The 24279-nt window shown below is 75.2% G+C and carries 21 protein-coding genes; 16 read left to right on the top strand and 5 right to left on the bottom strand.

Annotation, left to right across the window (positions count from 1 at the left end):
• Window positions 1-26 precede the first annotated feature (26 nt).
• Window positions 27-1208: a glycosyltransferase gene (locus M0P34_RS00185; RefSeq protein ID WP_291495079.1), complete on the bottom strand. Its 1182-nt coding sequence runs from the start codon at window positions 1206-1208 to the stop codon at window positions 27-29.
• A 129-nt stretch (window positions 1209-1337) separates the two neighbouring features.
• On the opposite strand from M0P34_RS00185, the gene M0P34_RS00190 reads away from it, so the two are divergent.
• Genes M0P34_RS00190 through M0P34_RS00200 form a run of 3 tightly spaced genes read left to right on the top strand, consistent with a single transcriptional unit; the run spans window position 1338 to window position 4116 of the window.
• On the top strand, window positions 1338-2039 hold the full coding sequence (locus M0P34_RS00190; protein WP_291495081.1) for an acylneuraminate cytidylyltransferase family protein: 702 nt from the start codon (window positions 1338-1340) through the stop codon (window positions 2037-2039).
• Entirely contained in the window at window positions 2036-3049 is a 1014-nt protein-coding gene (locus M0P34_RS00195; protein WP_291495083.1) for a hypothetical protein, read from the top strand. The genes M0P34_RS00190 and M0P34_RS00195 overlap by 4 nt, the downstream gene beginning before the upstream one ends.
• Complete coding sequence (locus tag M0P34_RS00200; RefSeq protein ID WP_291495085.1) at window positions 3046-4116, top strand: hypothetical protein; 1071 nt, start codon at window positions 3046-3048, stop codon at window positions 4114-4116. Before M0P34_RS00195 ends, M0P34_RS00200 begins: the two co-directional genes overlap by 4 nt.
• A 3-nt stretch (window positions 4117-4119) precedes the next feature.
• On the opposite strand, the gene M0P34_RS00205 is transcribed toward M0P34_RS00200, so the two are convergent.
• The 4 genes from M0P34_RS00205 to M0P34_RS00220 are packed head-to-tail and all read right to left on the bottom strand — an operon-like array spanning window position 4120 to window position 10526.
• The gene (locus tag M0P34_RS00205; RefSeq protein ID WP_291495087.1) at window positions 4120-5235 is read right to left on the bottom strand and encodes a glycosyltransferase; all 1116 of its coding nucleotides are present in this window, start codon (window positions 5233-5235) and stop codon (window positions 4120-4122) included.
• Complete coding sequence (gene asnB / locus M0P34_RS00210) at window positions 5232-7118, bottom strand: asparagine synthase (glutamine-hydrolyzing) (RefSeq protein WP_291495089.1); 1887 nt, start codon at window positions 7116-7118, stop codon at window positions 5232-5234. The genes M0P34_RS00205 and asnB (M0P34_RS00210) overlap by 4 nt, the downstream gene beginning before the upstream one ends.
• Window positions 7106-8263, bottom strand: coding sequence for a glycosyltransferase (locus M0P34_RS00215; protein ID WP_291495091.1), 1158 nt, complete (start codon window positions 8261-8263; stop codon window positions 7106-7108). The genes asnB (M0P34_RS00210) and M0P34_RS00215 overlap by 13 nt, the downstream gene beginning before the upstream one ends.
• A 7-nt stretch (window positions 8264-8270) precedes the next feature.
• Window positions 8271-10526 carry a tetratricopeptide repeat protein gene (locus tag M0P34_RS00220; protein ID WP_291495093.1) on the bottom strand — a complete coding sequence of 752 codons (2256 nt, stop codon included), beginning with the start codon at window positions 10524-10526 and terminating at the stop codon, window positions 8271-8273.
• Window positions 10527-10802: 276 nt separating this feature from the next.
• Between M0P34_RS00220 and M0P34_RS00225 the strand changes: the two genes are divergently transcribed.
• The 13 genes from M0P34_RS00225 to M0P34_RS00285 are packed head-to-tail and all read left to right on the top strand — an operon-like array spanning window position 10803 to window position 24278.
• A complete protein-coding gene (locus tag M0P34_RS00225) occupies window positions 10803-11654 on the top strand; it encodes an ABC transporter permease (protein WP_291495095.1) in 852 nt (283 codons plus the stop codon).
• 4 nt (window positions 11655-11658) lie between these two features.
• Complete coding sequence (locus M0P34_RS00230) at window positions 11659-12969, top strand: ABC transporter ATP-binding protein (RefSeq protein ID WP_291495097.1); 1311 nt, start codon at window positions 11659-11661, stop codon at window positions 12967-12969.
• Window positions 12966-14015 carry a sulfotransferase domain-containing protein gene (locus M0P34_RS00235; RefSeq protein ID WP_291495099.1) on the top strand — a complete coding sequence of 350 codons (1050 nt, stop codon included), beginning with the start codon at window positions 12966-12968 and terminating at the stop codon, window positions 14013-14015. Before M0P34_RS00230 ends, M0P34_RS00235 begins: the two co-directional genes overlap by 4 nt.
• Window positions 14012-14377: an RNase adapter RapZ gene (locus tag M0P34_RS00240; protein WP_291495101.1), complete on the top strand. Its 366-nt coding sequence runs from the start codon at window positions 14012-14014 to the stop codon at window positions 14375-14377. The genes M0P34_RS00235 and M0P34_RS00240 overlap by 4 nt, the downstream gene beginning before the upstream one ends.
• Window positions 14355-16082, top strand: a complete 1728-nt coding sequence (locus M0P34_RS00245) for a methyltransferase domain-containing protein (RefSeq protein ID WP_291495102.1) — start codon at window positions 14355-14357, stop codon at window positions 16080-16082. Before M0P34_RS00240 ends, M0P34_RS00245 begins: the two co-directional genes overlap by 23 nt.
• 28 nt (window positions 16083-16110) lie before the next feature.
• A complete protein-coding gene (locus M0P34_RS00250) occupies window positions 16111-17163 on the top strand; it encodes a radical SAM/SPASM domain-containing protein (RefSeq protein ID WP_291495104.1) in 1053 nt (350 codons plus the stop codon).
• On the top strand, window positions 17151-17894 hold the full coding sequence (locus M0P34_RS00255) for an FkbM family methyltransferase (protein WP_291495106.1): 744 nt from the start codon (window positions 17151-17153) through the stop codon (window positions 17892-17894). Before M0P34_RS00250 ends, M0P34_RS00255 begins: the two co-directional genes overlap by 13 nt.
• 30 nt (window positions 17895-17924) lie before the next feature.
• Window positions 17925-18668: a sulfotransferase domain-containing protein gene (locus M0P34_RS00260; RefSeq protein ID WP_291495108.1), complete on the top strand. Its 744-nt coding sequence runs from the start codon at window positions 17925-17927 to the stop codon at window positions 18666-18668.
• Window positions 18665-19618: a glycosyltransferase family 10 gene (locus tag M0P34_RS00265; RefSeq protein WP_291495110.1), complete on the top strand. Its 954-nt coding sequence runs from the start codon at window positions 18665-18667 to the stop codon at window positions 19616-19618. Before M0P34_RS00260 ends, M0P34_RS00265 begins: the two co-directional genes overlap by 4 nt.
• Window positions 19615-20559, top strand: a complete 945-nt coding sequence (locus M0P34_RS00270) for a glycosyltransferase family 2 protein (protein ID WP_291495112.1) — start codon at window positions 19615-19617, stop codon at window positions 20557-20559. Before M0P34_RS00265 ends, M0P34_RS00270 begins: the two co-directional genes overlap by 4 nt.
• Complete coding sequence (asnB, locus tag M0P34_RS00275; protein WP_291495114.1) at window positions 20559-22502, top strand: asparagine synthase (glutamine-hydrolyzing); 1944 nt, start codon at window positions 20559-20561, stop codon at window positions 22500-22502. The genes M0P34_RS00270 and asnB (M0P34_RS00275) overlap by 1 nt, the downstream gene beginning before the upstream one ends.
• Window positions 22499-23410, top strand: coding sequence for a sugar transferase (locus tag M0P34_RS00280; RefSeq protein WP_291495116.1), 912 nt, complete (start codon window positions 22499-22501; stop codon window positions 23408-23410). Before asnB (M0P34_RS00275) ends, M0P34_RS00280 begins: the two co-directional genes overlap by 4 nt.
• A gap of 58 nt (window positions 23411-23468) precedes the next feature.
• A complete protein-coding gene (locus M0P34_RS00285) occupies window positions 23469-24278 on the top strand; it encodes a methyltransferase, TIGR04325 family (RefSeq protein ID WP_291495118.1) in 810 nt (269 codons plus the stop codon).
• The last annotated feature ends 1 nt before the right edge of the window (window position 24279 follow it).

The raw sequence follows: 24279 nt of genomic DNA on the forward strand, positions 1-24279 counted from the left end.
GCAGCCCCGGGCGCCCCCGCGCGCCTTCAGCGCACCAGGGCCCGCACCTGGGCCAGCAGGCGCAACACGGCGGCCTGGCCCTCGCGGCCCGGGTCGAAGCGCCGCGCGGCGGCCTCCAGCAGGCCCACTGCCTTGCGCGGTTCGCCCAGGGCCAGGGCCGCGCCGGCGGCGTGCAGGGCGTCGACGGGCGCGGCCCCGGGCAGGGCCAGGCATTTGCCAAAGGCCCGCAGGGCCGCCTCGGGGGCGCCCCCGGCCGCAGCCAGCCGCCCCAGCTTGCGCCAGGGCAGCACATGGTCGGGGGCGGCCTCGCGCCCGGCCTCGTAATGCTCCCGCGCGGCGGCGGCGTCCCCGGCGGCCTCGGCGGCCTCGCCCAGGGCCACGGCGAGCTGCATCCGGCCCCTGGCCCGGGCCCCGGCCAGGGCCGCGTCCAGGCTGCCGTCCGCAGGCAGGGGCAGGGGCTTGTCCAGGATGCGCAGGCGGTTGCGCACATAGCGCACCGGGTCGCGCCGGGCCAGGTCCGTAAGGTGCCCGGCGGCCTCCCGGTCCGGGTCCTGGCGCATGAAGTGCTGCGCCGTGACGCGGGGCACATGCACCGGGGCGCTCAGGGCCGCCATGCGCCGCCACAGGTCCCAGTCCAGCAGCACATCTAGGGACTCGTCCATGCCCCCGGCCTCCTCGAACAGGGCCCGGTCGCTGAGCACGGAAATGCCGTTGATGCAGTTGTATTCGATCAGGTCCGCCAGGGTCGCCGGGCCGCTGTAGAGCAGGGTCCGGCCGACCTCGCGCCAGCCGCCGAGCCCGTCGGGGGCCAGCTCCACATAGTCGGCGTTGGAAAAGGCCATGCGCGCCCCGGGCGCCCCGGCCAGGGCCCCCAGCAGGACGCGGAGATGGTCCGCAAGCCAGACATCGTCGTCGTCCAGATGGGCGATGAAGGCGCCCCGGCTGCGGGCGAAGGCATGGTTCACGGCGTGGCCCTTGCCGCGCGCCTCGCGCTGCTCCACCAGCCGGATGCGCCCGTCGCCCAGCCCGGCCACCACCCCGGCGGGCGACGGCCCGCCGTCGTTGACCAGCACCAGCTCCCAGCGCGGCTCGTCCTGGGCGATCACCGAGGCCAGGGCCCCGGGCAACAGGTCCAGCCTGTCGCGGGTGGCCATGAGCACCGAGACCAGGGGTGCCCGGCCTTCCCCGGGCGCTGAAGCCTTCGGCATGGGAACCTCCCTGCGTTCGCGCGGCTTGGGCCCGACGGTATCCGGCTTGCCCGCCTTCGGCAAGCCGCCGCGCCCTGGACGCCCCGGCCGGGCATGGGCTACAACACGACACCCAGGGGGACTCCGCCCATGCAACCATGCCGCCGCGCGCCCCGGCCCTGTGTCGTGGCGCTCATTCCCGCCCGGGGAGGCTCCAAGGGCCTGCCCGGGAAAAATCTCGCCCCCCTCGGGGGGCGGCCCCTCGTGGCCTGGAGCGTCGAGGCGGCCCTGGCCTGCCCCCTGGTGGACCGCGTGGTGGTCTCCACCGACAGCCCGGAAATCGCCGCCCAGGCGGAGCGCTTCGGGGCCGAGGTGCCCTTCCTGCGGCCCGCCGCCCTGGGCGGCGACACCGTGACCACCGGCGCCGTGGTCCGCCACGCCCTGGACGAGCTGCAACGCGACGGCTACCGGCCCGAGGTGCTGGCCGTGCTGTACCCGACCTCGCCCTTCCGCCCGCCGGGGCTGCTGGACCGGCTGGTCGGCCTGAACCTCGGCGGCCACGCCAGCGTGGTCACGGCCCGGCGCATGGAGCCCTCCCCCGTGGCCTTCCTGCCCGGGCCCGGGGCCGCCCGCCCCGTGGGCACGCCCCCCGGCACGCCCCTGTTCCGCTGCTACGGCCTCTACGAGGGCACAAGCCTCGACCCGGGCCAGCACACCAGCCTCTACCATGAAGTCACCGACCCGGTGCAGCTCATCGACATCGACGGCCAGGCCGACCTGGACCTGGCCCGGGCCGCGCTGGAGGCGGGGCTTGTGCCCTGGGCCGCGCCGGACGCGGGCGGGCCGCGATGATCGCCGTGGTCCCCCTGGCGCCCCGGCCCGGCGAGCCGCTGGCCGCCCGCCCGGAGCTGGCCCTCGGGGCCCTGGGCGCCGTGGGCGCCCTGCGCGGCACCCTGTTCCGCGAGGCCTGGCTGGGCGCCGCCGAGCCACGGCTGCTGGACATGGCCCGGGCCGCCGGGCTGACGCCCCTGCCCCTGCCCCCCGGCACGCCCACGGACCCGCCGCCCCTGCCCCCGGGCAGCGCCGCCTGCGCGCGGGCCCTGCGCGCAGGCGGGGCCCTGGGCCGCGAGGCCCTGGCCCTGGTCGACCCCGCGGCCCTGGGCCTGGGCCCGGAGCTGCTGCGCGCGGCGGCGGACCGCCACCGGGCGGGCGGGCACCCCGCGCTGATGACCGCCGCCCCGCCCCGGGATCACCCCTGCCAGTTCCGCAGGCCCATGCACATCGCCGCCACGGGCGTCCTGGACCCGGCGGGGCGGGCGGCCCCGGCCGCGCCCCAGGCCCTGGCCCCGCGTCTGGCCGGGCGCCCGGGGTCCTGGCGCGTGGCCTTCCCTGCGGGGGGCGCCGTGCCCGCTGGCTGGGAGCTGGAAATCCTGGACCCGGCGGGCGGCGAGCGGGAACTCTGCCCCCGGCTGCCCGGGCCCGGGGCGGCGTCCTTTGCCTGCACCCTGGCCGACCGGGCCCCCGGCCCCCTGGCCTGGACCCTGCTGCGCGACGCCGGAAGCGGCCCGCACGACACGGTCCTGCCCTTCGCCCCGCCGGGGGCCCCCTGGCGCGTCGACCCGCGCTCGGGGGCCGTTTGCGACGCCGGGGGGGCGGCCATCCACGGGCGCCAGGCCTTCCCGCCCGTGCTGGTGCCCGACGGGACGCTGTGCATCCTGGCTCCGGGCCTGGAGCCCGACCACCCCGAGGCCCTGGCCCGGGCCGCGGTGCTGCCCTTCGTCGCCCCGCCGCCGGCCCCGCGCCCCGTACGCGACGCCCTGGGCCTGCTGGCCCACGGCCTGCGCGGCGCGGAGGCGCCATGAGGGCCGCCCTGGCCGCCCGGCTGCGGGCCCTGCTGGACGGCCCGGGCCCGCAGTCCCGGGCCGGGCTCGCGGCCCTTTTGGACGAACTGCGCGACCGGGTGGCCGGGCTGCGCGCCGTGGAGGACGCCCTGGGCACGCGCCCCCTGCGCGAGCTGCCCGGCCCGTTGCATGCGCGGCTGCTGGAGCTGGCCCGCCTGCGCGAGGCTCTCACGGCGCTGTGGCACGAGGGCCGCGAAGCCCTGGACGGCCCCATGCCCCTGCGCCCGGTGTGCGGATTCGGCCACAGCTGCCGGGCCAGGCCGTCCTCGATATGTTTCCACCCCGGGCGCGACAGCCTGCTGGTCACGGATTTCGGCAGGCCGGAGCTGCTGGAGTTCTCCCCGCGCGGCGCGCCCCTGGCCGCCCACGTCCTGGGCCTGCGCGACCCCACGCGCGTGCTGCTCCTGGAAGACGGCCGCCTGGCCCTGTGCGACCGGGGCAACGCCCGGCTGCTGCTGCTCGGCGCGGACCTGCGGCCCCTGCGGGCCCTGCCCTTCCCCCCGGAGCTGGAAGGCCCCGGGCGCAGACCCTACGACATCGCCGCCCTGCCCGGCGGTCTGGCCGTGATGACCAAGAACGCGGCCCACGAGGCGCCGCGCTGGTTTTCGTGCGACCCCGACGCGGCCGCGCCCGCCTTCGCGCCCCTGTCCGGCCCGCAGGACTGCACGCCCATCAACTGCGTCGGGCTGGACGGGCTGCTCCACGTCACGGCCTCGGCGCCCAACGCCCTGCTGCGCCACGACCCGCGCTCCGGGCGGACCGAGGTGCTCCACGCCGAGCCCCTGGGCCTGCGCCCGACCAAGGTCGAGCCCTGCCCGGGCGGGCTCTGGTGCGCCAGCGAAGGACGCCTGGCCCGGCTGGACGCGCACGGCGCGGTGCTCCACGCCGCGCGCGTCGCGACCCTGACGGGCACGGCCCGCTGCGATGCGTCCTGCCTGGGCGCCTTCGTGCGCCACGGGCAGGAGTTCCTGGTCGTCGGGGATATGGCGGGACGCCGCCTGCACCTGCTGGCGGCGCCGGAGGAATGAGACTCAGCGCCCGGCCACGGCGCGGTACAGCTCGGCGTAGGCCCCGGTCATGGCCTCCAGGGAATAGCGGGCGCGCATCTTCTCGCGCGCGGCGCGGCCCAGGGCCCGGGCCCGGGAAGGGTCGTCCAGCAGCCCGGCCACGGCCCCGGCCAGGGCGGCGGGGTCCCCGGCGGGAACCAGCAGCCCGTCGCGGCCCGGCTCCACCAGCTCGGCCGCGCCGTCCACCGCCGTGGCCACCACCGGCGCCCCGGCGGCCATGGCCTCCATGACGGCGTTGGGCTGGCCCTCGAAGCGCGCCGCGTGGACGAACACGTCGGCCGCGGCCAGCAGGGCGCCCACATCGTCGCGCCGCCCCAGGAAACGCACCGCCGCCCCCAGGCCAAGCTCCCCGGCCCGGGCCCGGAGCGCGGCCAACAGGGGCCCGGTTCCGGCCACCAGCAGCACGGTGCCGGGCCGCCTCCGGCGCACCAGGGCCAGGGCCTCCAGCAGCGTGGGGTAATCCTTCTGGGGCCACAGCCGACCCACGGCCACCAGCAGCGGCCCCCCGCCCCCGGGCAGCAGGCTCCGGCGCAGCGCAGCCGCCGCCGTCGGATCGGCATCGGCCACGGCCACCCCGTTGGGGATGACCACCACCTGCCCGGGCCGCACCCCCTCGCGGGCCAGGGCAAAGGGCACCACCGCCGCGCTGTTGAAGACCACCCGGTCGGCCAGCCCGGCGGTCAGCCGGTCCAGCAGGAACTGCCAGCGGCGCTTGTCCACGTTGCGGGCGCGGATGGAGGAGACCACCCGGGCCGGGGTGCAGGCGCGGGCGGCCACGCGGCCCAGGATGTCGGCATGGGGCAGCAGGGTCTGGACCACCTGCGGGGAAAAGCCGCGCAGCGCCAGGGCCAGCCGCGCCAGCCCCCAGCCCGAGGCCAGGGCGGCCTTGCCGATGACGCGCACCTCGACCCCGGATGCCTCGATCCCCGCGCGCACGGCGCCGTCCACCTCGTCGCCCAGGGCCACCACCAGCTGGACGAACCCCCGGCCCGCCAGCCCGCGCGTCAGATGGACCAGGAAGGTCTGGGTGCCCCCGCGCCCGAGGCTGTCCACCACATGGGCCACCCGGAGGGCGCTCACGGCGCCCCCCCGGCCCGCTGGCTGGCCCAGGCCACATAGCACAGCACCGGCCACAGGAAATACTGATGGTCCACGCGCCCGGCCCGGTGGGCGGCCAGCACGCGGGCCACCCCGTCGGGGTCCAGCCCCGCCCCCTCCAGCGCCCCCCGGGAGAGCAGCCGCCCGCGCAGGCCCTCGAGGCCGTCGAACAGCCAGGTGTCCAGGGGCACGCCAAAGCCCATCTTGGGCCGCTCCGCCAGCCCCGGGGGCAGGTGGGCCGCCAGGATGTCGCGCAGCACGGCCTTGGTGCGCCCCCGGGAGAACTTGAGGGCCAGGGGCATGGGCAGGCTGGTGCGCAGCACGGCCTCGTCCAGCAGGGGCACCCGCACCTCCAGGGAGTTGTCCATAGACACCCGGTCGGTCTTGGTCAGGCAGTCGTCGGGCAGGTAGTGCATCTGGTCGGCGAGCATCATGCCCGGCCCAAGGCGCCCCCCGGCCAGGTCCATGCCCCGGCGGTTGGCCTCGGCCAGCCCCGTGGCCCACAGCGCCTCGCGCGGGCCCGCCCCGCACAGCTCGGCCAGCAGGGCGAAGTTTTCGAGCACGAAGTGGGTGTACTGGTCGCGAGGGGCGGGGAAGCCGAGCCCGGCGGCCAGGGCGTGGCCCAGGCGCGAGCGCGGCGCACCGCCAGCCAGGGCCAGGGCCAGCCGGCGCAGCCAGGCCGGGGCCAGGCGCACCAGGGGCTGGATGCCCGCGAGCTGGCGGTAGCGCGCGTAGCCGAAAAACTGCTCGTCGCCCCCGTCGCCGCTCAGGGCGACGGTCACGTCGCGGCGCGCCTCGCGGCAGAGCACATGCAGCGCCAGGGCCGAGGCGTCGCCGAAGGGCTCGTCGAAGGCCCGCACCAGGGCCTGGAAGGTCCGCTCCACGTCGCGGGGGGCCAGGATGTACTCGCTGTGGCGCGTGCCCAGGTGCCGGGCCACGGCCCGGGCGTGGGCCGACTCGTCCCAGCGGGCCTCGCGAAAGCCGATGGAGAAGGTGCGCACCCCGGGGGCCCGCCGCGCGGCAAGGGCCGCCACCAGGCTGGAATCCACCCCCCCGGAGAGGAACACGCCCACGGGCACGTCGGCCACGAGCTGACGTTCCACGGCCTGGTCCAGGGCCGCCTCCAGCTCGGCGCGCCAGTCGCGCCGGGGGGCCCCGGAGTCCGGGCCGGGCCCGGTCCAGCTCCGCTGGGTCCACCAGCGGCGCCGGCTCACGGCCCCGGAGAAGTCCACCCGCACCAGGGCCCCCGGCTCCAGCTTGGCCACGCCCTCATAGATGCTGCGCGGGGCGCAGACGTACTTGGACACCAGCATCTCGAACCGGGCCACGGGATCCACGCGCCCCGGGAAGCCCGGCAGCAGGGTCAGCGGCGCCAGGGTCGAGGAAAAGCAGGTCAGCCCGTCCCGGCTGGTCCAATACAGGGGCTTGATGCCCATCCGGTCGCGCGCGGCCAGGAGCCAGCCCGCGTCCAGGTCGGCGTAGACGAAGGCGAACATGCCCTCCAGGCGCTCCAGGGCGTCCTGCCCCCAGCGCATGAGGGCGCGCAGCAGCACCTCGGTGTCCGAGCGCGTGCGGAAGCGCTCGCCCAGGGCTTCGAGCCGGGCGCGCAGCTCCCGGTGGTTGTATATCTCGCCGTTGAAGACCAGCCAGTGCCGCCCGCCCTCGTCGGTCATGGGCTGGTCGGCCTCGCGGGAGAGGTCGATCACCGCCAGCCGGGTGTGGGCCAACCCCAGCCGCCCGCCGTCGCACTCCACCACGGCCCGGCTGTCCGGACCGCGCCGGGCGTGCAGGGCGTTCATGCGCGCAAGCAGTTCGCGCCCGGGGGCGGGCCCTCCGTGGGCCAGGCAGGCGATTATGCCGCACATGGCCGCCCCCCGCGCGCCAGATTCTGGAAATGGGCCGTGAACGCCTCCGCCATGCGCGCCACGCCGTAGCGCTCCTCCACGCGCTCCCGGCAGCGCGCCCCGCGCGCCGCCAGGGCCTCGGGGCCCTCGTCCAGCAGCCCGGCCAGGGCCGCCCCCAGGGCCCGGAAATCCCCCGGCGGCACCACGGGCCCCAGCCCGCCCAGCATCAGCGCCGCGTCGCCCACGTCCGTGGCCGCGCAGGGCCGCGCGCAGGCCATGCCCTCGCCCAGCACGTTGGGGAACCCCTCGCCGTAGGCCGAAGACAGGCACAGCACGTCCAGGGCGTTGTAGGCGGCGGGCATGTCGTCCTCGTGGCCGGGCCAGAGCACGGCCCCGGCCAGCCCCAGGCTCCCGGCCAGGGCGGCCAGGGCCCGCCGCGCGGGCTCCGGCCCGCGCCCCAGGCAGACGAAGCGCGCCTCGGGCCACCGGCGGCGCACCAGGGCCGCCGCGCGCAGAAAGGTCGGGTGGCCCTTCATGGGGTCCAGGCGGCCGAACTGGCCGACCAGCGGCACCCCGGGGGCCACGCCCCAGGCCGCGCGCAGCCGGGCCCCGGCGGCCGGGTCGGGCGCGAACCGCGCGGCGTCGATGCCGTTGGGCACCACGCGGATCCTGTGCTCCGGGCAGCCCAGGCGCACGGCCCGGGCCTGCCCGGCCCGGGAGTTGGAAATCACCAGATCCGAGGCGCGGCACAGCAGGGCCCCGGCCCGCCGCCCCAGGGCCGAGGCCGCGCCGCCGTCGCCCCAGGCGCCCATGGTGCAGCGGATGCCCGTGACCACCCGCGCCCCGGACAGCCTTCCGGCCAGCAGGGCGGCCTCGTTGGCCCCGGGCAGCATGGCGCAGACCACGTCCGGACGCAGGGCGCGCGCCAGGCGGACCAGCCGGACCAGGGCCCCGGGCAGGGCCGCGCGCGTCCAGCTCCCGCGCCCGGTCAGGTGGTGGATGCTCACGCCGCGCAGGGCCGCGAAGGCGTCGGCAAAGCCGCCCCCCGAGAACAGCAGGGCCAGGTGCGCCCGCACCAGGGCCGGGTCCAGCCCGGCCAGCAGCGCCCGCATCTGGCGCTCGGTGCCCCCGGCGTCGGGGGCGTGCAGCAGGAAAAGCACCTTCATGGCGGCCTCACGAAAAACTGACGGGGTCCCCGTCCTGCCAGTAGCCCCGCACGCCCAGGCGCTTGAAGAGCCTGATGCGCTCCCCGGAGCCGCCGTTGAGGGCGTCCAGGTTGTCCGCCGCCCGGCGATGGGCGGGCATGAAGCGCAGGGCGTGCTCGAAGCCGTCGCGGGCCTCGCGCGCGCGCCCGGCGGCCAAGTGGCACTCCCCGATGCCGTTCAGGGCCCCGGGGCTGAAGGGTTGCAACTCCAGGGCGCCCTCGAAGGCCCGCATGGCCGCGCCCGTGCGACCCTGGGCCAGCAGCAGCGTGCCCGACAGCACCATAGCCCGGGCCCGGCAGGGCGCGTCCGCGGGCACGAGGTCCAGCTCACGCGCGGCCAGGGCCGGGTCGCCCCCCTCCCAGGCCACCCGCGCCAGGGCCAGGCGCAGGGCCGCAGCCTCGGCCGGGGCCGGAGCGGCGCCCAGCAGGGCCGCAGCCCGCTTGCGCACGGCCCGGGCGTCGGCCGCCCCGCCGTCCCCGGGGGGCGCGTCCTGCCAGAAGCGGCCCTCGAAGGAGTCGGGCAGCTCGTCCAGCAGCTGCGCCAGCAGCGCCCGGGCCCGGGGGCCGTCGGCGCACGACTGCATGCGTTCGAGCAGGGTCTGCTCGTAGCGCGCGTCGTCGCGGCGCCACAGCGGGAAGGCGCACGGCCTGCCATGCGGCCCGGGCAGCACGGCCCCGTCCGCGCCCCGCAGTTCGAAGACCGCCGCCGGGGCGTAAACGTGGCCGATGCGTCCGGCCACGGCGGCCATGTCCCAACCGTCGGCGACCTTCCAGTTGAAAAACAGGATATGCTCCGGGGGCCGCTCGCGCAGGGCCTCGATGATCCACAGCTCGCGGGTGAGGCGCCCGTGGTGGCCGTAGAAGAACATCTCCTTGGCCCGGAAGGAGCGCAGCCGGGCGTAGAGGTAGACGCTGGGCTGGTCGCCCCAGACGCACAGCCGGTCGTCCGGGCGGGCGGCGGCACGGATGGCCTCCCCCGCCGTGCGCGCCAGGTCGAAGACGCGCCCGACCACGGGATGCAGGAACCCGAACCGCAACTCGGCCCCCGGGGCCCACTCCCGACGCAGGACAAGCCCCAGGCGCAGCGCCTCCCAGCCCAGCAGCGCCCCCAGGGCCCAGCCGGCGGGCCCGGAGCCCGGCACCAGGGCCGCCAGCCCCGGCAGGGCCGCCCCGGCAAGGATGGCCACCGGCGCCCAGATGGGGTTGAAATGCGGGGTGTAGTAGTTCTTCTGCATCTGCTGCGCCAGCAGGTGGACCCCGGCCAGGGCCAGGAGCAGCAGCTCGGGCCGGGACAGCCCGGCCACGCCCCAGGCCGCCCGGCCCAGGGCCAGGACCGCCAGCAGGCGCAGGTCCTTCAGGCAGGGCAGCACGTTGGCGCGCAGCAGGTCCAGGTCCCTGCCCCGGGCGTGGTCGTGACGGTTGCCCACATAGTCGGACAGGCCCGCGCCGCCCAGGGCCCCGGGCAGGCGCAGCCCCAGCAGGCGCGCGGCGGCGGCGGACCCGTCGCGCAGGGTCGCGCGCAGGGTGTCGCGGACATAGGCCTGCGTACGCAGGCCCTGGGCGGGCAGCAGCGCCAGGGGCAGCAGTTGCAGGCCCGCGAAGGCCAGCGCATAGACGCCCACGGCCCCCGCCGGAGCGGCGTGGGCCAGCAGCGCCAGGGGCAGCGCCCCGGCGAACAGCAGCCCCGAGGGCTTGAACTGGACCGCGAGCCCGGCGAACAGCCCGGCCCCGGCGCAGGGCGCCAGGGAGCCCTGGTCCAGCCCGGCCAGGGCGCACACAAGGGCCAGGTTGGTCCACAGGATGCTGTAGTGCTCGGCGTAGGAAAGCATGAACAGCGTGTTGCCGCAGCCAAGGGCCACGGCGAAGCAGGCACCCGCCGCCAGGGCCTGGGCCCGGTCGCCCAGGAGCGCGAAGGCCAGGGCGTAGACGCTGGCGGCGGTGAGGGCGTACCAGCAGATCTTGAAGCCCTGCAGGAAGCGGGCGTCGGCCCGGCCCGCAAGGCGCGCGGCAAGGCGCGCGGCCAGGGGCAGGTTGAAATAGCCGAAGGCGCTGTAGGTGCCGTGCATGCGCTCGCCCTGGTCGGCAAGCACCGCCAGGTAGAACCAGTTGCCCTCGTCCTCGGACAGGGGCTTGCGCAGCATGGGCAGGCACAGCCCCAGGGCCAGGGCGGCCACCGCCGCCGCGCATGCGGCGTGCAACGCGAATTCAACCGTCAGGACGGACACATGGACTCCCTGGCCTGCTGCAACGGACGTTCAAGCATTAGCCGCACGCCGCGAGCGCCGTCAACAGCCGCCCCGGGCGGCGGCGCGCGGACGCGGGGCCGGCCCGCGAACCATGCAAACCCCGGGCCGGAACACGGCCCGCTTATTGCATTATCTAAAAAGCCCGGCAGGGATTGCCCCGCCGGATGGACAGGGCAGCGGCGCGGACGTACAATCGCGCGACGATCACCGCACCCGCGCAGGACGCGCGGGCACAGACACCACGGAGGGTGGCGCATGGACAAGGGCGCGCGGGCATGGACGGAGACCGTCCGCGCCGACTCGGGCTGGTTCGACCTCAGGCTGCGCGAGCTGTGGGCCTACCGCGACCTGGTCCTGCTCTTCGTGCGTCGGGATTTCGTCTCCCTGTACAAGCAGACCATCCTCGGCCCGCTGTGGCTCGTGCTCCAGCCCGTGCTGACCACCCTGGCCTTCACCGTGGTCTTCGGCAACTTCGCCGGGCTGTCCACCGACGGCCTGCCGCACATGGCCTTCTACCTCTGCGGGCTGGTGGCCTGGCGCTATTTCGCCGACTGCCTGACCCGCACGGCGGATACCTTCGTCTCCAGCGCGGGGCTGTTCGGCAAGGTCTACTTCCCCCGGCTGGCGGTGCCCGTGTCGCGGGTCGTCTCGGGGCTGTTCACCCTGGGCATCCAGTTCGCCCTTTTCCTGGCGGTGTGCGCCTGGTTCATGGCCAGCGGGGCGCCCATCCGGCCCCGGCCCGAGGCGCTGCTGGCCCCGCTGCTGGTGCTGCTCATGGCCGTGCAGGGCCTGGGCCTGGGCATCATCGTCTCCTCCATGACGACCAAGTACCGCGACCTGCGCTTCCTGATCAGCTTCGGGGTCCAGCTGCTCATGTACCTGACCCCGGTGATCTACCCCGTGTCGCTGGTGCCCGCGCAGTACCGCGAACTGGCCATGCTGAACCCCGTGGCCCCGGTCATCGAGGCCCTGCGCTACGGGTTCCTCGGGCAGGGGGCGTTCTCCCCGGCGCACCTGGGCCTTTCCGCCGCCGTGTCCCTGGCGCTGCTGCTCCTGGGGCTTGTGCTCTTCAACCGGGTCGAGAAAACCTTCATGGACACGGTCTAGGGCCATGACCGCAGCGCATCCCGTCCTCCAGGCCGAGCGGCTGGGCAAGCTCTACCGGCTGGGCTACATCGGCAGCGGCAGCCTGGCCCAGGACCTGTCGCGCTGGTGGGCCCGCCTGCGCGGCCGCCCGGACCCCCTGGCCAAGATCGTCGAGGGCCGGGCCGGGCGCCAGGCCGCCGGGCACCTGTGGGCCCTGCGCGACGTGAGCTTCTCCGTGGACCGCGGCGAAATCCTGGGCATCGTCGGCCAGAACGGGGCGGGCAAGTCCACGCTGCTCAAAATTCTGACGAAGATCACCCGCCCCACCAGCGGGCTCTTCCGCGTGCGGGGCCGGGTGGCCAGCCTGCTGGAGGTCGGCACCGGCTTCCACCCCGAGCTGTCCGGGCGCGAGAACGTGTTCCTCAACGGCGCCATCCTGGGCATGACCCGCGCGGAGGTCGCCCGCAAGTTCGACGAGATCGTGGCCTTCGCCGAGGTCGGCCCCTTCATCGACACCCCGGTCAAGCGCTATTCCAGCGGCATGTACGTCCGGCTGGCCTTCGCCGTGGCCGCGCACCTGGAGCCCGACATCCTCCTGGTGGACGAGGTGCTGGCCGTGGGCGACGCCGCCTTCCAGCGCAAGTGCCTGGGCAAGATGGGCGACGCCGCCGGGCAGGGCCGCACGGTGCTCTTCGTCAGCCACAACATGGCCGCCATGGAGCGCCTGTGCCCGCGCGCCCTGCTCATCGACGAGGGGCGGCTGGTCATGGACGGACCCTGCGCCGAGGTCATCGCGGCCCACCTGCGCACCCTGCGCGACGAGCCCGGCCCGGAGCTGGCCTACGCCGTGAACCTGGCCCTGCTGGACGAACGCGCCCACCCCGACATGCGCATCCGCTCCCTGGAGCTGGCCACCCCGGACGGCGCGCCCCTGCGCGCCCTGGCCACCGGCCAGGGCCTGGAGCTGCGCATCGGCTACGAGGCCCGGCGCCAGTTCGTCTCCCCGGCCTTCGCCGTACACCTGAACGACCACCTCGGGCGCAGGCTGGTGCAGCTCAACACCTCGCCCATCAGCGGCCAGCCCGTGGAGCGCCTGGGCGCCCGGGGCACCATGCGCCTGCGCATCGACGCCCTGCCGCTGACGGCGGGCACCTACACCCTGGACGTGGGCTTCGTGCGCGAACAGAGCGAGTGGGTGGTCAAGCTGGAGCGCGCCGTGACCCTGCGCGTGACCCCGCGCGACGTGTACGGCAGCGGCATGGCCCTGGACCAGTCGCGCGGGGCCATCGTCGTCGGCCACCGCTGGGAGCACGAACCCGGAGGGCCCACGCCGTGAGAGCCCTGCTGGCCCGGCTGGCCGCACGGCTGCGGCCCGGCCCGCCGCCCCTGGGCGGCGACTCCCTGCACCCGTGGTTCCACGGCTTTCGCGACCAGGGGCCGCCCCTGCCCGCGCACCTGCCCGGCACGCCCCTGGCCCAGACCGCAGACAGCGGCGACCAGGACCGGCCCGTATTCTTCCTGGCCCGGGGCCACTCCGGTACCCGCGCCCTGGCCCGCCTGCTGGACCACGCGGGCGTGTTCATGGGCCGGGGGCCGCAAAGCCTGAACGACACCTGGGACGCCCTGCACTGGGCCTACGGCTTCGAGCGCACCCTGGTGCCCCGGCTGTTCCGCCCGGGCCGGGGCTGCCTGGTCCACCGCGAGGCCGTGCTGCGCGTGGGCCGCGAGTGCGCCCGGCGCCACCTGCGCGGGCACCGGGGCGGCCCCTGGGGCGCCAAGACCTGCGCGGCCATGTTCGCCCACCCGCTGTACCGCACCCTCTACCCCCGGGCGCGCTACATCCACATGCTGCGCGACGGGCGCGACGTGACCCTGTCCCACGACGGGCTGCTGAACCTCACCGGGGCCGACCCCGGGCACCCCAACTGGGAGTTCTTCCGGATCATCACCTACGGCATTTCCGACGACATGGCCCTGTCGCCCTTCCCCTTCCCCCGGACGGCGGGACAGTGCGGCCCCCTGCGCGCGCACCGCTACTGGGTGCAGGCCAAGTCGTGGATCGAACATGTCAGGATGATGGAACGCCTGCGCCAGGACGGTGAACTGGCACCGCAGGTGCATACGATCCGCTACGAGGCGCTGTGCGCCGATCCGGTGCCCGTCCTGGAGGGCCTGTTCGCCTTCCTGGAGCTGGAGCTGCCCGCCGCCACCAGGGACTTTGCGCGCGGCCTGTTCCACACGCGCGGCGTGGGCCGCTGGCGCGCGGCCGCCGCGCTGCCCGCCGACGCCGCCGACAGCCCCGGGGCGCTGTGGGCCTTCATGGCCCCGGAACTGCAACTGTGCGGCTACGGCACGAACCCCAACAGCAAGGAGCAGCCATGACCCCGTGTCCCGGCGAGGCCAAGGTCACCCTGATGTCCTTCGGCTTCAAGTACGGCCTGCCCAACGCCAACTACTACTTCGACGTGGGCTTTCTCAAGAATCCCGCCCGCGAGAAGCAGTGGAACTTCTTCGCCAACCCCTCGGACGAGATGCGCGACTTCGTCCTGGCCCAGGGGCAGACCCTGGAGTTCCTCGACAAGGTCGTGCCCCTGCTGGAATACCTGTCCGGCATCGACCAGCACCAGGTCTTCGCCTTCGGGTGCAGCGCGGGGCGCCACAGAAGCTCCATCGTCGTCGACGAGCTTTCACGCATCCTGAACAACAAGGGAATCGCCACCCATGTCGTCCATCGAGATCTGTAGGCCGCTGCCCGGCGACCGCGACGCCGTGTGGGACCGCTGGGGCGACCTCACGCCCCTGAGCCCCCACCCGCAAACCGACCGCCAGCGCGACGTGGCCGCCATCATCGTCAGCCGCAACCGCCCCGACCTGGTGCGCGACACCATCGCCCAGCTCATGGGCATGGGCCGGGGGCTGACCATGGACATCTACACCGTGGAGATGGGCTCCGACCCGGACCAGACCACGGAGCACTGCACCCTGCGCTACGAGGACCCGCGCTTCCTGGGCAAGGCCTACGGCCACAACGTGGGCCTGCGCCTGGCCCGCTCGCGGGGGCGCTACCGCTACTACTGGGTGCTCATGAACGACCTGGTCTTCGAGCCGGGCTGCGACGCCGTGGCCGCCCTGGTGGAGCGGATGCAGGCCCACCCGCGCCTGGCCGTCCTGAGCCCCGGCGAGGGCGAGGGCGCCCACCCCGAGGGCCGCCCCCGGCCCGGGGGCGGCCACCACATCGTGCCCTCCTGCGACTACCTGGCCTGGATGGTCCGCGCCCAGGCGGTGGAGGAGGCCGGTTTCCTGAACCCGGCCTTCAAGTACTGCTGGGGCGCGCCCCAGGAGCTGGGCTTCCGGCTCTACAGCCTGGGCTGGCAGATGGCCTACAGCGACGATGTGAGCATGGTCCATCTGGGCGGCTCGACCTACGGCAAGGCCAGGAACACGCCCTCGCGCGAGGAATACCAGCAAAAGGCCCAGGAGTTCGCGGCCCGCTATTTCGTGGAGACCTACGGCCGCGACTGGGACGACGTGTTCACCCGGGCGCTGCCCGGGGACATCGCCGCGCGCGACCAGTTCCACGCCACCCGGCGCAACTGGGAGCGCGTGCTGGACGAGCGCGAGCGCGAGCTCTACCGCCCGCGCCGCCCGTCGCTTCGCGCGCGCGTGGCGCGGCGCCTGGGCCTCGGGGCCCTGGCCCGGCCCACCCTGCGCGAGCAGATCGAGGCCCTGCACCCCTGGTACTACGACCTGAAGATCGGGCCCGAGCGGGTCACCCCCGGCGTGGGCGCGCGCGAGGGCGCCCAGGAGCTGGCCGGGCGGGTGCGCTACATCCGCCGCCTGCTGGTGAACGAAGCCTCGCACCACTATGATTTCCGGGGGCGGCGCCTGCTCGACCTGGGCGCCAACTGCGGCTACTACAGCGCGCGCTACGCCGAGATGGGCGCCGCGAGCCTGCTGGCCGTGGAGGGCCGCCTGGACCACGTCCGCCAGGGCCGGCTCTACTGGGGCCGGGGCGGCTTCCTGCCCGAGGGGGCCTGGGAGTTCCTGCACGGCAACGTCCTGGACCCCGACATCTGGCGGGCCATCGAGGCCCGGGGGCCCTTCGACTTCACCCTGTGCGCGGGCATCCTCTACCACATCGACGACTACCCCAAGCTGCTGCGGCGCGTGGCCGCCGTGACGCGCCAGGCCGTGCTGGTGGACACCCGCCTGGCCCGGGACCGCCCCGCGGCGGACGAACCCGGGGGCTGGAGCTTCGACGCCATCGCCCAAAGCCGGACCAAGCGCGACCCCGACCCGGAGGTGCTGCGGGCGGTGATGCGCGAGGCGGGCTTCACGGGCCGCGAGCTGGGCTCGCGGGAGCCGGTGCCCCCCGGGCTGCTCGGGGCCGACGACTTCTCCCTGGGCCGCCGGGCGGCCATCCTCTTCCTGCGCGAGGGCGCGGCATGAGCCCGGCCTGCGCGCCCCGGAGGGCCCGGTGACGGCGCTGGGCGCAAGGCTGGGCCGCCTGCTGCGGCGGCCCCGGGCCCGGGCGCTGCCCGTGGCCTCGGTGCAGGTGGAGCTGACCAACCACTGCAACTACGCCTGCCGCCTGTGCCCGCAGTCGCGCCGGGGGCGCGACAACGCCCCCCTGGCGCCCTACGACCGGCCCCGGGGGTTCATGGAGCCCGGGCTGTTCCGCGAGGTGGTGGCCCAGGCGGCGCGCTGCGCCAACGAGATCAACCTGAGCTTCTTCGGCGAGCAGACCCTGCACCCCCGGTTCGAGGAGTACATGCGCGTCCTGGCCGGGCGCCCGGCCAGCCTGCGCGTGGTGCTCAACACCAACCTCTCGCGCCTGACGCGCCACACCTTCGCCCTGTTCCGCGAGATGCGCCTGGACGACCTGCGCCTGTCCATCGACGCGGCCACCTCCCGCACCTACGACCTGGTGCGCCCGGGCGCCCAGGTGCTCGACCTGGACGGCGCCCCGGCCACGGGCGACAGGTTCCGGGCCATCCGCGCCAAGGCCGAATACTGGTTCGCCCTGCCCGGGCACACGCCCACGCGCCACGTCTTCCCCGTGAGCAGCGCCAACCGCCACGAGATGCGCGACTTCGCCGACTTCTGGCTGCCCCGGCTCGGCCCGGGCGACCTGATCCTGTTCAAGAACGTGCTGACCTACGGAGGCAAGGTGGACGACCCCATGATCCAGGACGCACCCTGCAACGCCTGGGACCAGGACATGCTCACCGTGGCCTGGGACGGCCGGGTCACGCCCTGCAATCTGGACACCAACCTCGACCTGGCCATAGGCTCGGTCCTGGAGCGGCCGCTGGAGGAGCTTTTCCGCGGCCCGGAGCGCGCCGCGGCCAGGGCCAGGGCCAGGGACCGCGACGCCCCGCCCTGCTCCACCTGCCGCGACAGCAACAACTGGAGCCGCAACATCGCCCTGCGCCAGGGCGACGCCTGGCGCGAGGAGATCGCCCTGGTCTTCCGCGACCCGCGCTGCGGCGGGCCCGCGCGCCCGGGGGAGGCACCGTGCCCGGGCTGAGGCTGCCCGGCAGGGGCCTTGCGCGGCGCGCGGCCAGGGGCCTGCGGGCCGCCCTGGGCCTGGAGCGCCCCGCCCACGGCTGCATGGCCGTGCGCGACCGCATGGCCGACATCCGCGACCGCGTCCGGACCCCACACCCGCTGATCATAGACGGCGGCGCGCACCGGGGAGCCATGACCAGCGCGTTCCGCCACCTGTTCCCGGGCTCGCGCGTCCAGGCCTTCGAGCCCAACCCCCTGCTCGCCGGGGAGCTGCGCCGGGCCTTCGCCGCCGAGCCGGGCGTCACGGTCCACGAGCTGGCCCTGGGCGCCGAGGAGGGCGGCATCGAGTTCCACATCCTGCGCAACAGCCTGTCCTCCAGCGTGCTGGCGCCCTCGCGGCACATGGCCGCCTTCCACGGGGAGCGGGCCGGGGTGGAAAGGACAGTCACCGTGCGCCAGGCGCGCCTGGACGCCCTGTTCGACGAGGACATCGACATCCTCAAGCTCGACCTCCAGGGCTACGAACTCCAGGCCCTGAAAGGCTGCGGGCGGCTGCTCGAACGCACCGGACTGATCCTGACCGAGGTCGAGTTCATGCCGCTGTACGACGGCCAGGCCCTGTTCGGCGACATCGACGTGTTCCTGCGCGGGCGCGGGTTCGAACTGCTGAATCTCTACGACCTGTTCACGCATCCGGACGGGCGGTTGACCGCAGGCGACGCCATATACATCAACGCCAACCGCCGCTGACCGGCGGCGCACGGACCATACGAAACGACCATGCTGCACCAGCTCAAACGACTCATGCGCGCCGCCCTGCACGGCGACTCCGACCCCGGGGGCGGCTCCGTCGCCGTCACCGACCCCGCCGTCATCGAGGCCTTTGCCCGCGACCAGGACAACCCCTTCCTGGTCAGCTTCCCGCGCACGGGCAGCCACTGGCTGCGCATGCTCATGGAGCTGTACTTCGGGCGGCCCTCCCTGGTGCGCGTGTTCTACCACCCCGAGCGCACCGACTACCTGACCCTGCACACCCACGACCTGGACCTGGATGTCCGGCGGCGCAACGTCGTCTACCTGCACCGCGACCCGGTGGACACGGTGTTCTCCCAGCTCGCCTACCACGGCCAGGCGCCGGACGACGCCGGGCACGTCCGCCACTGGGCCGGGCTCTACGGGCGCCACCTGGACAAATGGCTGCGCACCGAGGACTGCACCACGCACAAGACCGTCCTGACCTACGAGGGCATGCGCGCCGACCTGGAGGGCGAATTCGCCCGGCTCGCGGCGCATTTCGGCCAGGAGCCGGACCCCGGGCGCCTGGAGGCCGCCCGGGAGCGGGTGACCAAGGAGGAGGTCCGGGCGCGCACGGGCCACGACCAGCGGGTGGTCCGCCTGCGCGGCGACTACGCCCGGGAGCGGGCGGCCTTCCGCGCCACCATGGGCGCCCTGGTCCTGGAGGAGGTGCTCTCCGGCAGGCCGGAGCTGGAGCCCCTGCTCTCGCGGCCGGGGGGCGCGGCGTGACCCTGGTACGCATCCTGCGCGACTACGACTTCCCCGACCTGCTGCGCCAGACGCCGGGCGGGCGCGGGGAGTGGGGCGGCATCCGCTTCACCGAGGAGCCCGTGGCCGCCTGCGACGCGGCCGTGGTGCTCAACGCGCCCGGCGCCGCCGTGCGGCTGCGCTGCCCGCCGGGACGGGTCTGGGCCATGATGCAGGAGCCGCCCAACGAGCATTTCGGCCGCTTCCACCACGGGGAGCCCGTCCACGACCGGGTCTACACCACTCGCGCCGACCTCGTCGGGCCGCGCTACCGCCATGTCCAGCCCGCCCTGCCCTGGCACGTCGGGCGCAGCTACGACGAGCTTTCGGCCTGCCCCCCGCCAGCCAAGAGCCGCGGCCTGTCGTGGATCACCAGCAACGCCACGGCCTTTGCCGGACACCGCCGCCGGATGCGCTTCCTGGAAACGGTCCGGGGGCGCCTGGACTTCGACCTGTTCGGGCGCGGGTTCACGCCCGTGGCCGACAAATGGGACGCCCTGGCGCCCTACCGCTTCTCCCTGGCCGTGGAGAACCACGCCGCCGACCACTATTTCACCGAAAAGCTCACCGACTGCCTGCTGGCCTGGACGGTGCCGGTCTACGCGGGCTGCCCCAACGTCGGGGACTATTTCCCCCCCGAGGCCGTCATCGTGTTCGACCCGGACGACCCGCGCGCCCCCGAGGCCATCGCCCAGGCCATGCACGCCGAGCCCTGGGCCCGGCGGCTGGAGGCCCTGGCCGAGGCCCGGCGACTGGTCCTCGACCGGCTCCAGCTCTTCCCGTTCCTGGCCGGAGAGCTCGCGGCCTGCCCGCCCGGGGGCGCCCCCCGCCGGGTGCGCCTGGCCCCGCCCCGGACCGGCCCCGGCCCCCTGCGCCGGGCCGCGCGCGCCGTGGGCGCGCGCCTGCGGGCCCTGGCCGGAGGCAGGCCATGACCGCCCCCCGCCCCCCGCTGTTCACCGTGGCGGTCTGCACCTACAACCGGGCGGCCCTCCTGCGCGACGTGCTCGGGGACCTCTGTGCCCAGACCCTGCCCCGCGAGCACTACGAGATCCTCGTGGTCGACAACAACTCCACCGACGACACCGCCGCCGTGGCCCGCGAATTCGCCGCACGCGGCGTGCGCCGCGTGGCCGAACCGGCCCAGGGGCTGTCCCACGCGCGCAACCGCGCCTGGCGCGAGGCGCGCGGCGAGTATGTGGCCTACTGCGACGACGACTGCCGGATCCCCCCCGGCTGGCTCGAGGCGGCCCGGACCCTGGCCCTGGCCCACCGGCCCGAGGGCATGGGCGGGCCGTATTTCGCCTGCTACGCCTCGCCCCGGCCCGCATGGTTCAAGGACGCCTACGGCTCCCACGACCAGGGCCCGGAGCGCGTCCTGGGGCCGGGAGAGTTCCTGGACGGCGGCAACATGATCCTGCAACGGGCCGTGCTGGAGGCCCTGGGCGGCTTCGACGGGCGGCTGGGCATGCGTGGCCGGGCCCTGGGCTACGGCGAGGAGACCGACCTGCAACTGCGCCTGCGCGCGGCCCGGCCCGGGGCAGCCCTGCGCTATTCGCCGACCCTGTGGGTCCGCCACCTGGTCTCGCCCGGGCGGATGCGCCTGGGCGACATCCTGCGCCAGCGCCTGGCCGACGGCATGAGCATCGAGCGCATCCGCCTGGCCGACGGCCCGCCGCCCCCGGCCCTGCGGGCCGCCGGAGCCCTGGGCAAGGCCGCCGGGCGGGTGGCCCTGGCTCTGGCGGCCCTGCCCCTGCGCGACCGCGAGGCCATGCCCCGGGTGCACAACGGGCTGTGCGAGCTGGTGGGCCCGCGCGTCCTGGGCCTGGGCATGGCCTGGGCCCGCCTGCGGGCCGCCCTGGAGGGGCGGCGCTGATGTGCGGCATCGCCGGAATCCTCGCCCCCGGGCCGGACGGCGCCCTGGCCGTGCGCCGGGCCATGACCGCCATGGCCCACCGGGGGCCCGACGGCTCGGGCCTGCACGATGCCGGGCCCTGCGTGCTCGGCCATGTGCGCCTGGCCATCCTGGACCTCTCGGACCGGGCCGCCCAGCCCATGCCCGGCCCGGGCGCCCGCCACTGGATCGCCTTCAACGGCGAAATCTACAATTACATCGAGCTGCGCCGCGAGCTGGAGGCCGCCGGGGAGCGCTTCCGCAGTTCCTCGGACACGGAGGTCCTGCTGGCGGCCTACGTCCGCTGGGGCCGGGGCTGCCTGCCCCGGCTGCGCGGCATGTTCGCCTTCGCCGTCTGGGACTCCCGCGACAGGACCCTGTTCCTGGCCCGGGACAGGACCGGGGAAAAGCCCCTGTGCTACGCCAGCTCCGGGGGCAGCTTCCTCTTCGCCTCGGAGCTCAAGGGGCTGCTGGCCATGCTCCCCGGTGCGCCGGACCTGGATCCCGCCGCCGTGGACGCCTATCTGCACTACCAGTATGTACCCGAACCGGCCACGCCCCTGCGCGGCGTCCTCAAGCTGCCGGCCGGGCACTGCATGACCCTGGCCCCGGGGCGGCCCCCCGAGCCCGAGCCCTACTGGCGCCCCGAAGACGAACCCCCGGTTCACGGCGACCCGGCCGCCCTGGTCCGCGCCGAACTGGAGCACGCCGTGGAGCTGACCCTGCGCTCGGACGTGCCCGTGGGCCTGGCCCTTTCCGGGGGCGTGGACTCCGGCTCCCTGGCCGCCCTGGCCGCCGCCCGGGCCCCGGGCACCCTGCACGCCTTCAGCGTGGGCTACCCCGGGCGCCCCCACCACGACGAGCGCGACCGCGCCCGGGCCCTGGCCGCGCGCCTGGGCCTGAAATACCACAGCGCGGAGCTGGACACCCGGGACATGCGGGCCTTCTTCCCCCGGCTGGTGCGGATCATGGACGACCCCATCGCCGACATCGCCGCCTTCGGCCACTACAGCGTCATGCGCCTGGCGGCGGACCACGGGGTCAAGGTCCTGTTCACCGGCCTGGGCGGGGACGAGCTGTTCTGGGGCTACCCGTGGGTCGGCCGGGCGGCCCGCCTGACCCGGCGCAAGGGGCGCTGGCTGCGCGGCCCGGCCTGGCTGCGCGGGCTGTGGCCCGCCCTGCGGGCGGCCACCGGCGGCACGCTGCTGCTGCGCGCCGGGCGCAGCGCGCGGGTTCCCGCCCTGCCGCGCGCCCTGGCCGGCTGGCTGCGCGATGTCTCCCTGCTGACCCTGGACCGGCCCGGCCACGCCGTATTCTACGACCTGGCGCCGGATTTCATCGCCGCCCGGGCCGCGCTGCCCGGGCTCTACAGCCCGGACTTCGCGCGCGCCGTGCCGCCCGCCAACGCCTTCGAGCCCTTCCGCATGGCCGGGGACGACTGGGACAACCCGGCCCGGGCCGTGTTCTCCGCCCTGCTGCACACCTGGCTGACCTCCAACTGCCTGGCCCTGGGCGACCGGGTCAGCATGGCCTGTTCCGTGGAGGCGCGCACCCCGCTGCTGGACCACGGCCTGCTCCGCCTGGCCCTGGGCCTGCTCCAGGCCCGCCCCGCCGCGCCCCCCGAGGGCAAGCCCTGGCTCAAGGCGGCCATGCGCGGGCTCCTGCCCGACGAGGTCGCGCGCCAGCCCAAGCTGGGCTTCCAGCCGCCCCCCCAGGCCTGGATCCAGGCCGTGCTCGACGACCGGCTGGACCGGCTGCGCGCCGGGCAGCTCGTGGAACGGGGGGTGCTGGCCCCGGCGGGGCTGGAGGCCCTGGCCGCGCGCTGGAGGGCCTCGGGCCGCGACGGGTTCCTGCTCTTCAAGCTGGTGCTGCTGGAAACCTGGCTGGACACCGTGGCCCGCGTCGGGCAGGGGGCGGCGGAATGACCGGCCCCTGCGCGCCCGTGGCCCTGTTCGCCTACAACCGGCCCCGGCACCTGGCCCGGACCCTCCGGGCCCTGGCCGCCAACCCCCTGGCCGCGCGGACCCCGGTGGTGGCCTATGCCGACGGGCCGCGCGGCCCGGCCGACGAGGCCGCCGTGGGCGAGGTCCGCGCCGTGCTGGCCCGCGCGCGGGGCTTCGCCTCCCTGCGCGTGGTCCCGTGCGAGGCGAACCTCGGCCTGGCGCGCAACATCATCGCCGGAGTAGGCGAAACCCTGGCCGCCCACGGCCGGGTCATCGTCCTGGAAGACGACCTGCTGACCACGCCGGGCTTCCTGGAATTCATGAACCGCGCCCTGGACGCCTACCAGGACGAGGAGCGCGTGGCGGCGGTGCATGGCTACGTCTTGCCCGTGCCCGGGCTGCCCGAGACCTTCATGCTGCGCATGACCGACTGCTGGGGCTGGGGCACCTGGAGCCGGGCCTGGAAACTTTTCGAGCCCGACGGCGCCGGGCTGCTGGCCCGGCTGCGCGCGGCCGGGCTGACCCGGACCTTCGATCTGGACGGCGCCCAGCACTACACGGCCATGCTCGAAGACCAGATCGCCGGGCGCAACGATTCCTGGGCCGTGCGCTGGTACGCCTCCACCTTCCTGGCGGGCAGGCTCGGCCTGTATCCGGGGCGCTCGCTGGTCCGCAATATCGGCCTGGACGGCTCCGGCACCCACGGGGCGGACACGCGCCTGGACGCGGGCCCCTGCGTCGCCCCCGCGCGCTTCGTCATGGCGCAGCCCCGGGAGGACGCCGCCGCCCGCAAGGCCATCGTCCGCCACCTCGGGCGCTCGCGCCCCGGCCTGCTGCGCCGCCTGCGCGCGGCCGCTCGCAGGCTCCTGGCCCCGGAGGCCCGGCCGTGAACGCCCCGCCCGCCAACCCCAACCCCCGCCGGACGCCCCGGCCCGGAGGCCCCAGGCCATGACCCTACGCTCCCTGTTGCGCCAGCTGCTGCCCCCGGCCCTGGCCCGGCTTGCGCCCCGGCGGCGGCGGCGCTACGGCTTCTTCGGCGACTATCCCGACTGGGCCGGGGCCCGGGCGGCGTCCGCCGGATACGACCAGGAGGCCATCCTGGAGCGCGTGCTCGCGGCCATGCGCGAGGTGCGCGACGGCCGCGCCGCCTGCGAGCGCGACTCGTGCCTGTTCGACTCCGTGCAGTACGCCTGGCCCCTGCTGACGGGGCTGCTGTGGGCTGCGGCGCGCAACGGCGGCGCCCTGCGGGTCATGGACTACGGCGGCTCCCTGGGCAGCCTCTACTTCCAGGGCCGGGCCTTCCTGGCCGGTCTGCCCCTGGTGCGCTGGGGCGTGGTGGAGCAGCCCGCCTTCGTGCGCGCCGGGCGCCGCGAGTTCGAAGACGGCACCCTGGCCTTCTTCGAAAACGCGGCCGACTGCGCGGCGGCCCTGGCCCCGAACACGGCGGTCTTCTCCAGCGTGCTGCAATACCTGGAAGATCCGCGCGCGGCCCTGGAACAGGCCCTGGCCCACGGCTGCACGACCCTGCTGCTGGACCGGCTGCCCGTCATCGACGGCCCGCAGGACCGGCTGTGCGTACAGCGGGTGGACCCCGCGCTGATGGCGGCCAGCTACCCCTGCCGCCTGTTCTCCGAGCAGCGCCTGCGCCGGTCCCTGGACGGGCTGCGCATCGTGGCCGAATTCCCGGGGGCGGACCCCAGCCTGGGCCTGGGCAGCCGCTACATGGGCTTCATCATCGACTGCGCCCCGGGCGGCTGAG

Source organism: Desulfocurvus sp., from assembly GCF_023230885.1.
GTDB lineage: Bacteria > Desulfobacterota > Desulfovibrionia > Desulfovibrionales > Desulfovibrionaceae > Desulfocurvus.

Excerpts from the sequence above, each read along its gene's own strand:
- M0P34_RS00200 (WP_291495085.1), top strand. The coding sequence starts at position 3,046 with ATGAGGGCCGCCCTGGCCGCCCGGCTGCGGGCCCTGCTGGACGGCCCG.
- M0P34_RS00185 (WP_291495079.1), bottom strand. The coding sequence starts at position 1,208 with ATGCCGAAGGCTTCAGCGCCCGGGGAAGGCCGGGCACCCCTGGTCTCG.
- asnB (WP_291495089.1), bottom strand. The coding sequence starts at position 7,118 with ATGTGCGGCATAATCGCCTGCCTGGCCCACGGAGGGCCCGCCCCCGGG.
- asnB (WP_291495114.1), top strand. The coding sequence starts at position 20,559 with ATGTGCGGCATCGCCGGAATCCTCGCCCCCGGGCCGGACGGCGCCCTG.
- M0P34_RS00195 (WP_291495083.1), top strand. The coding sequence starts at position 2,036 with ATGATCGCCGTGGTCCCCCTGGCGCCCCGGCCCGGCGAGCCGCTGGCC.
- M0P34_RS00245 (WP_291495102.1), top strand. The coding sequence starts at position 14,355 with ATGTCGTCCATCGAGATCTGTAGGCCGCTGCCCGGCGACCGCGACGCC.
- M0P34_RS00270 (WP_291495112.1), top strand. The coding sequence starts at position 19,615 with ATGACCGCCCCCCGCCCCCCGCTGTTCACCGTGGCGGTCTGCACCTAC.
- M0P34_RS00225 (WP_291495095.1), top strand. The coding sequence starts at position 10,803 with ATGGACAAGGGCGCGCGGGCATGGACGGAGACCGTCCGCGCCGACTCG.
- M0P34_RS00280 (WP_291495116.1), top strand. The coding sequence starts at position 22,499 with ATGACCGGCCCCTGCGCGCCCGTGGCCCTGTTCGCCTACAACCGGCCC.
- M0P34_RS00240 (WP_291495101.1), top strand. The coding sequence starts at position 14,012 with ATGACCCCGTGTCCCGGCGAGGCCAAGGTCACCCTGATGTCCTTCGGC.
- M0P34_RS00285 (WP_291495118.1), top strand. The coding sequence starts at position 23,469 with ATGACCCTACGCTCCCTGTTGCGCCAGCTGCTGCCCCCGGCCCTGGCC.
- M0P34_RS00260 (WP_291495108.1), top strand. The coding sequence starts at position 17,925 with ATGCTGCACCAGCTCAAACGACTCATGCGCGCCGCCCTGCACGGCGAC.
- M0P34_RS00190 (WP_291495081.1), top strand. The coding sequence starts at position 1,338 with ATGCAACCATGCCGCCGCGCGCCCCGGCCCTGTGTCGTGGCGCTCATT.
- M0P34_RS00215 (WP_291495091.1), bottom strand. The coding sequence starts at position 8,263 with ATGAAGGTGCTTTTCCTGCTGCACGCCCCCGACGCCGGGGGCACCGAG.
- M0P34_RS00230 (WP_291495097.1), top strand. The coding sequence starts at position 11,659 with ATGACCGCAGCGCATCCCGTCCTCCAGGCCGAGCGGCTGGGCAAGCTC.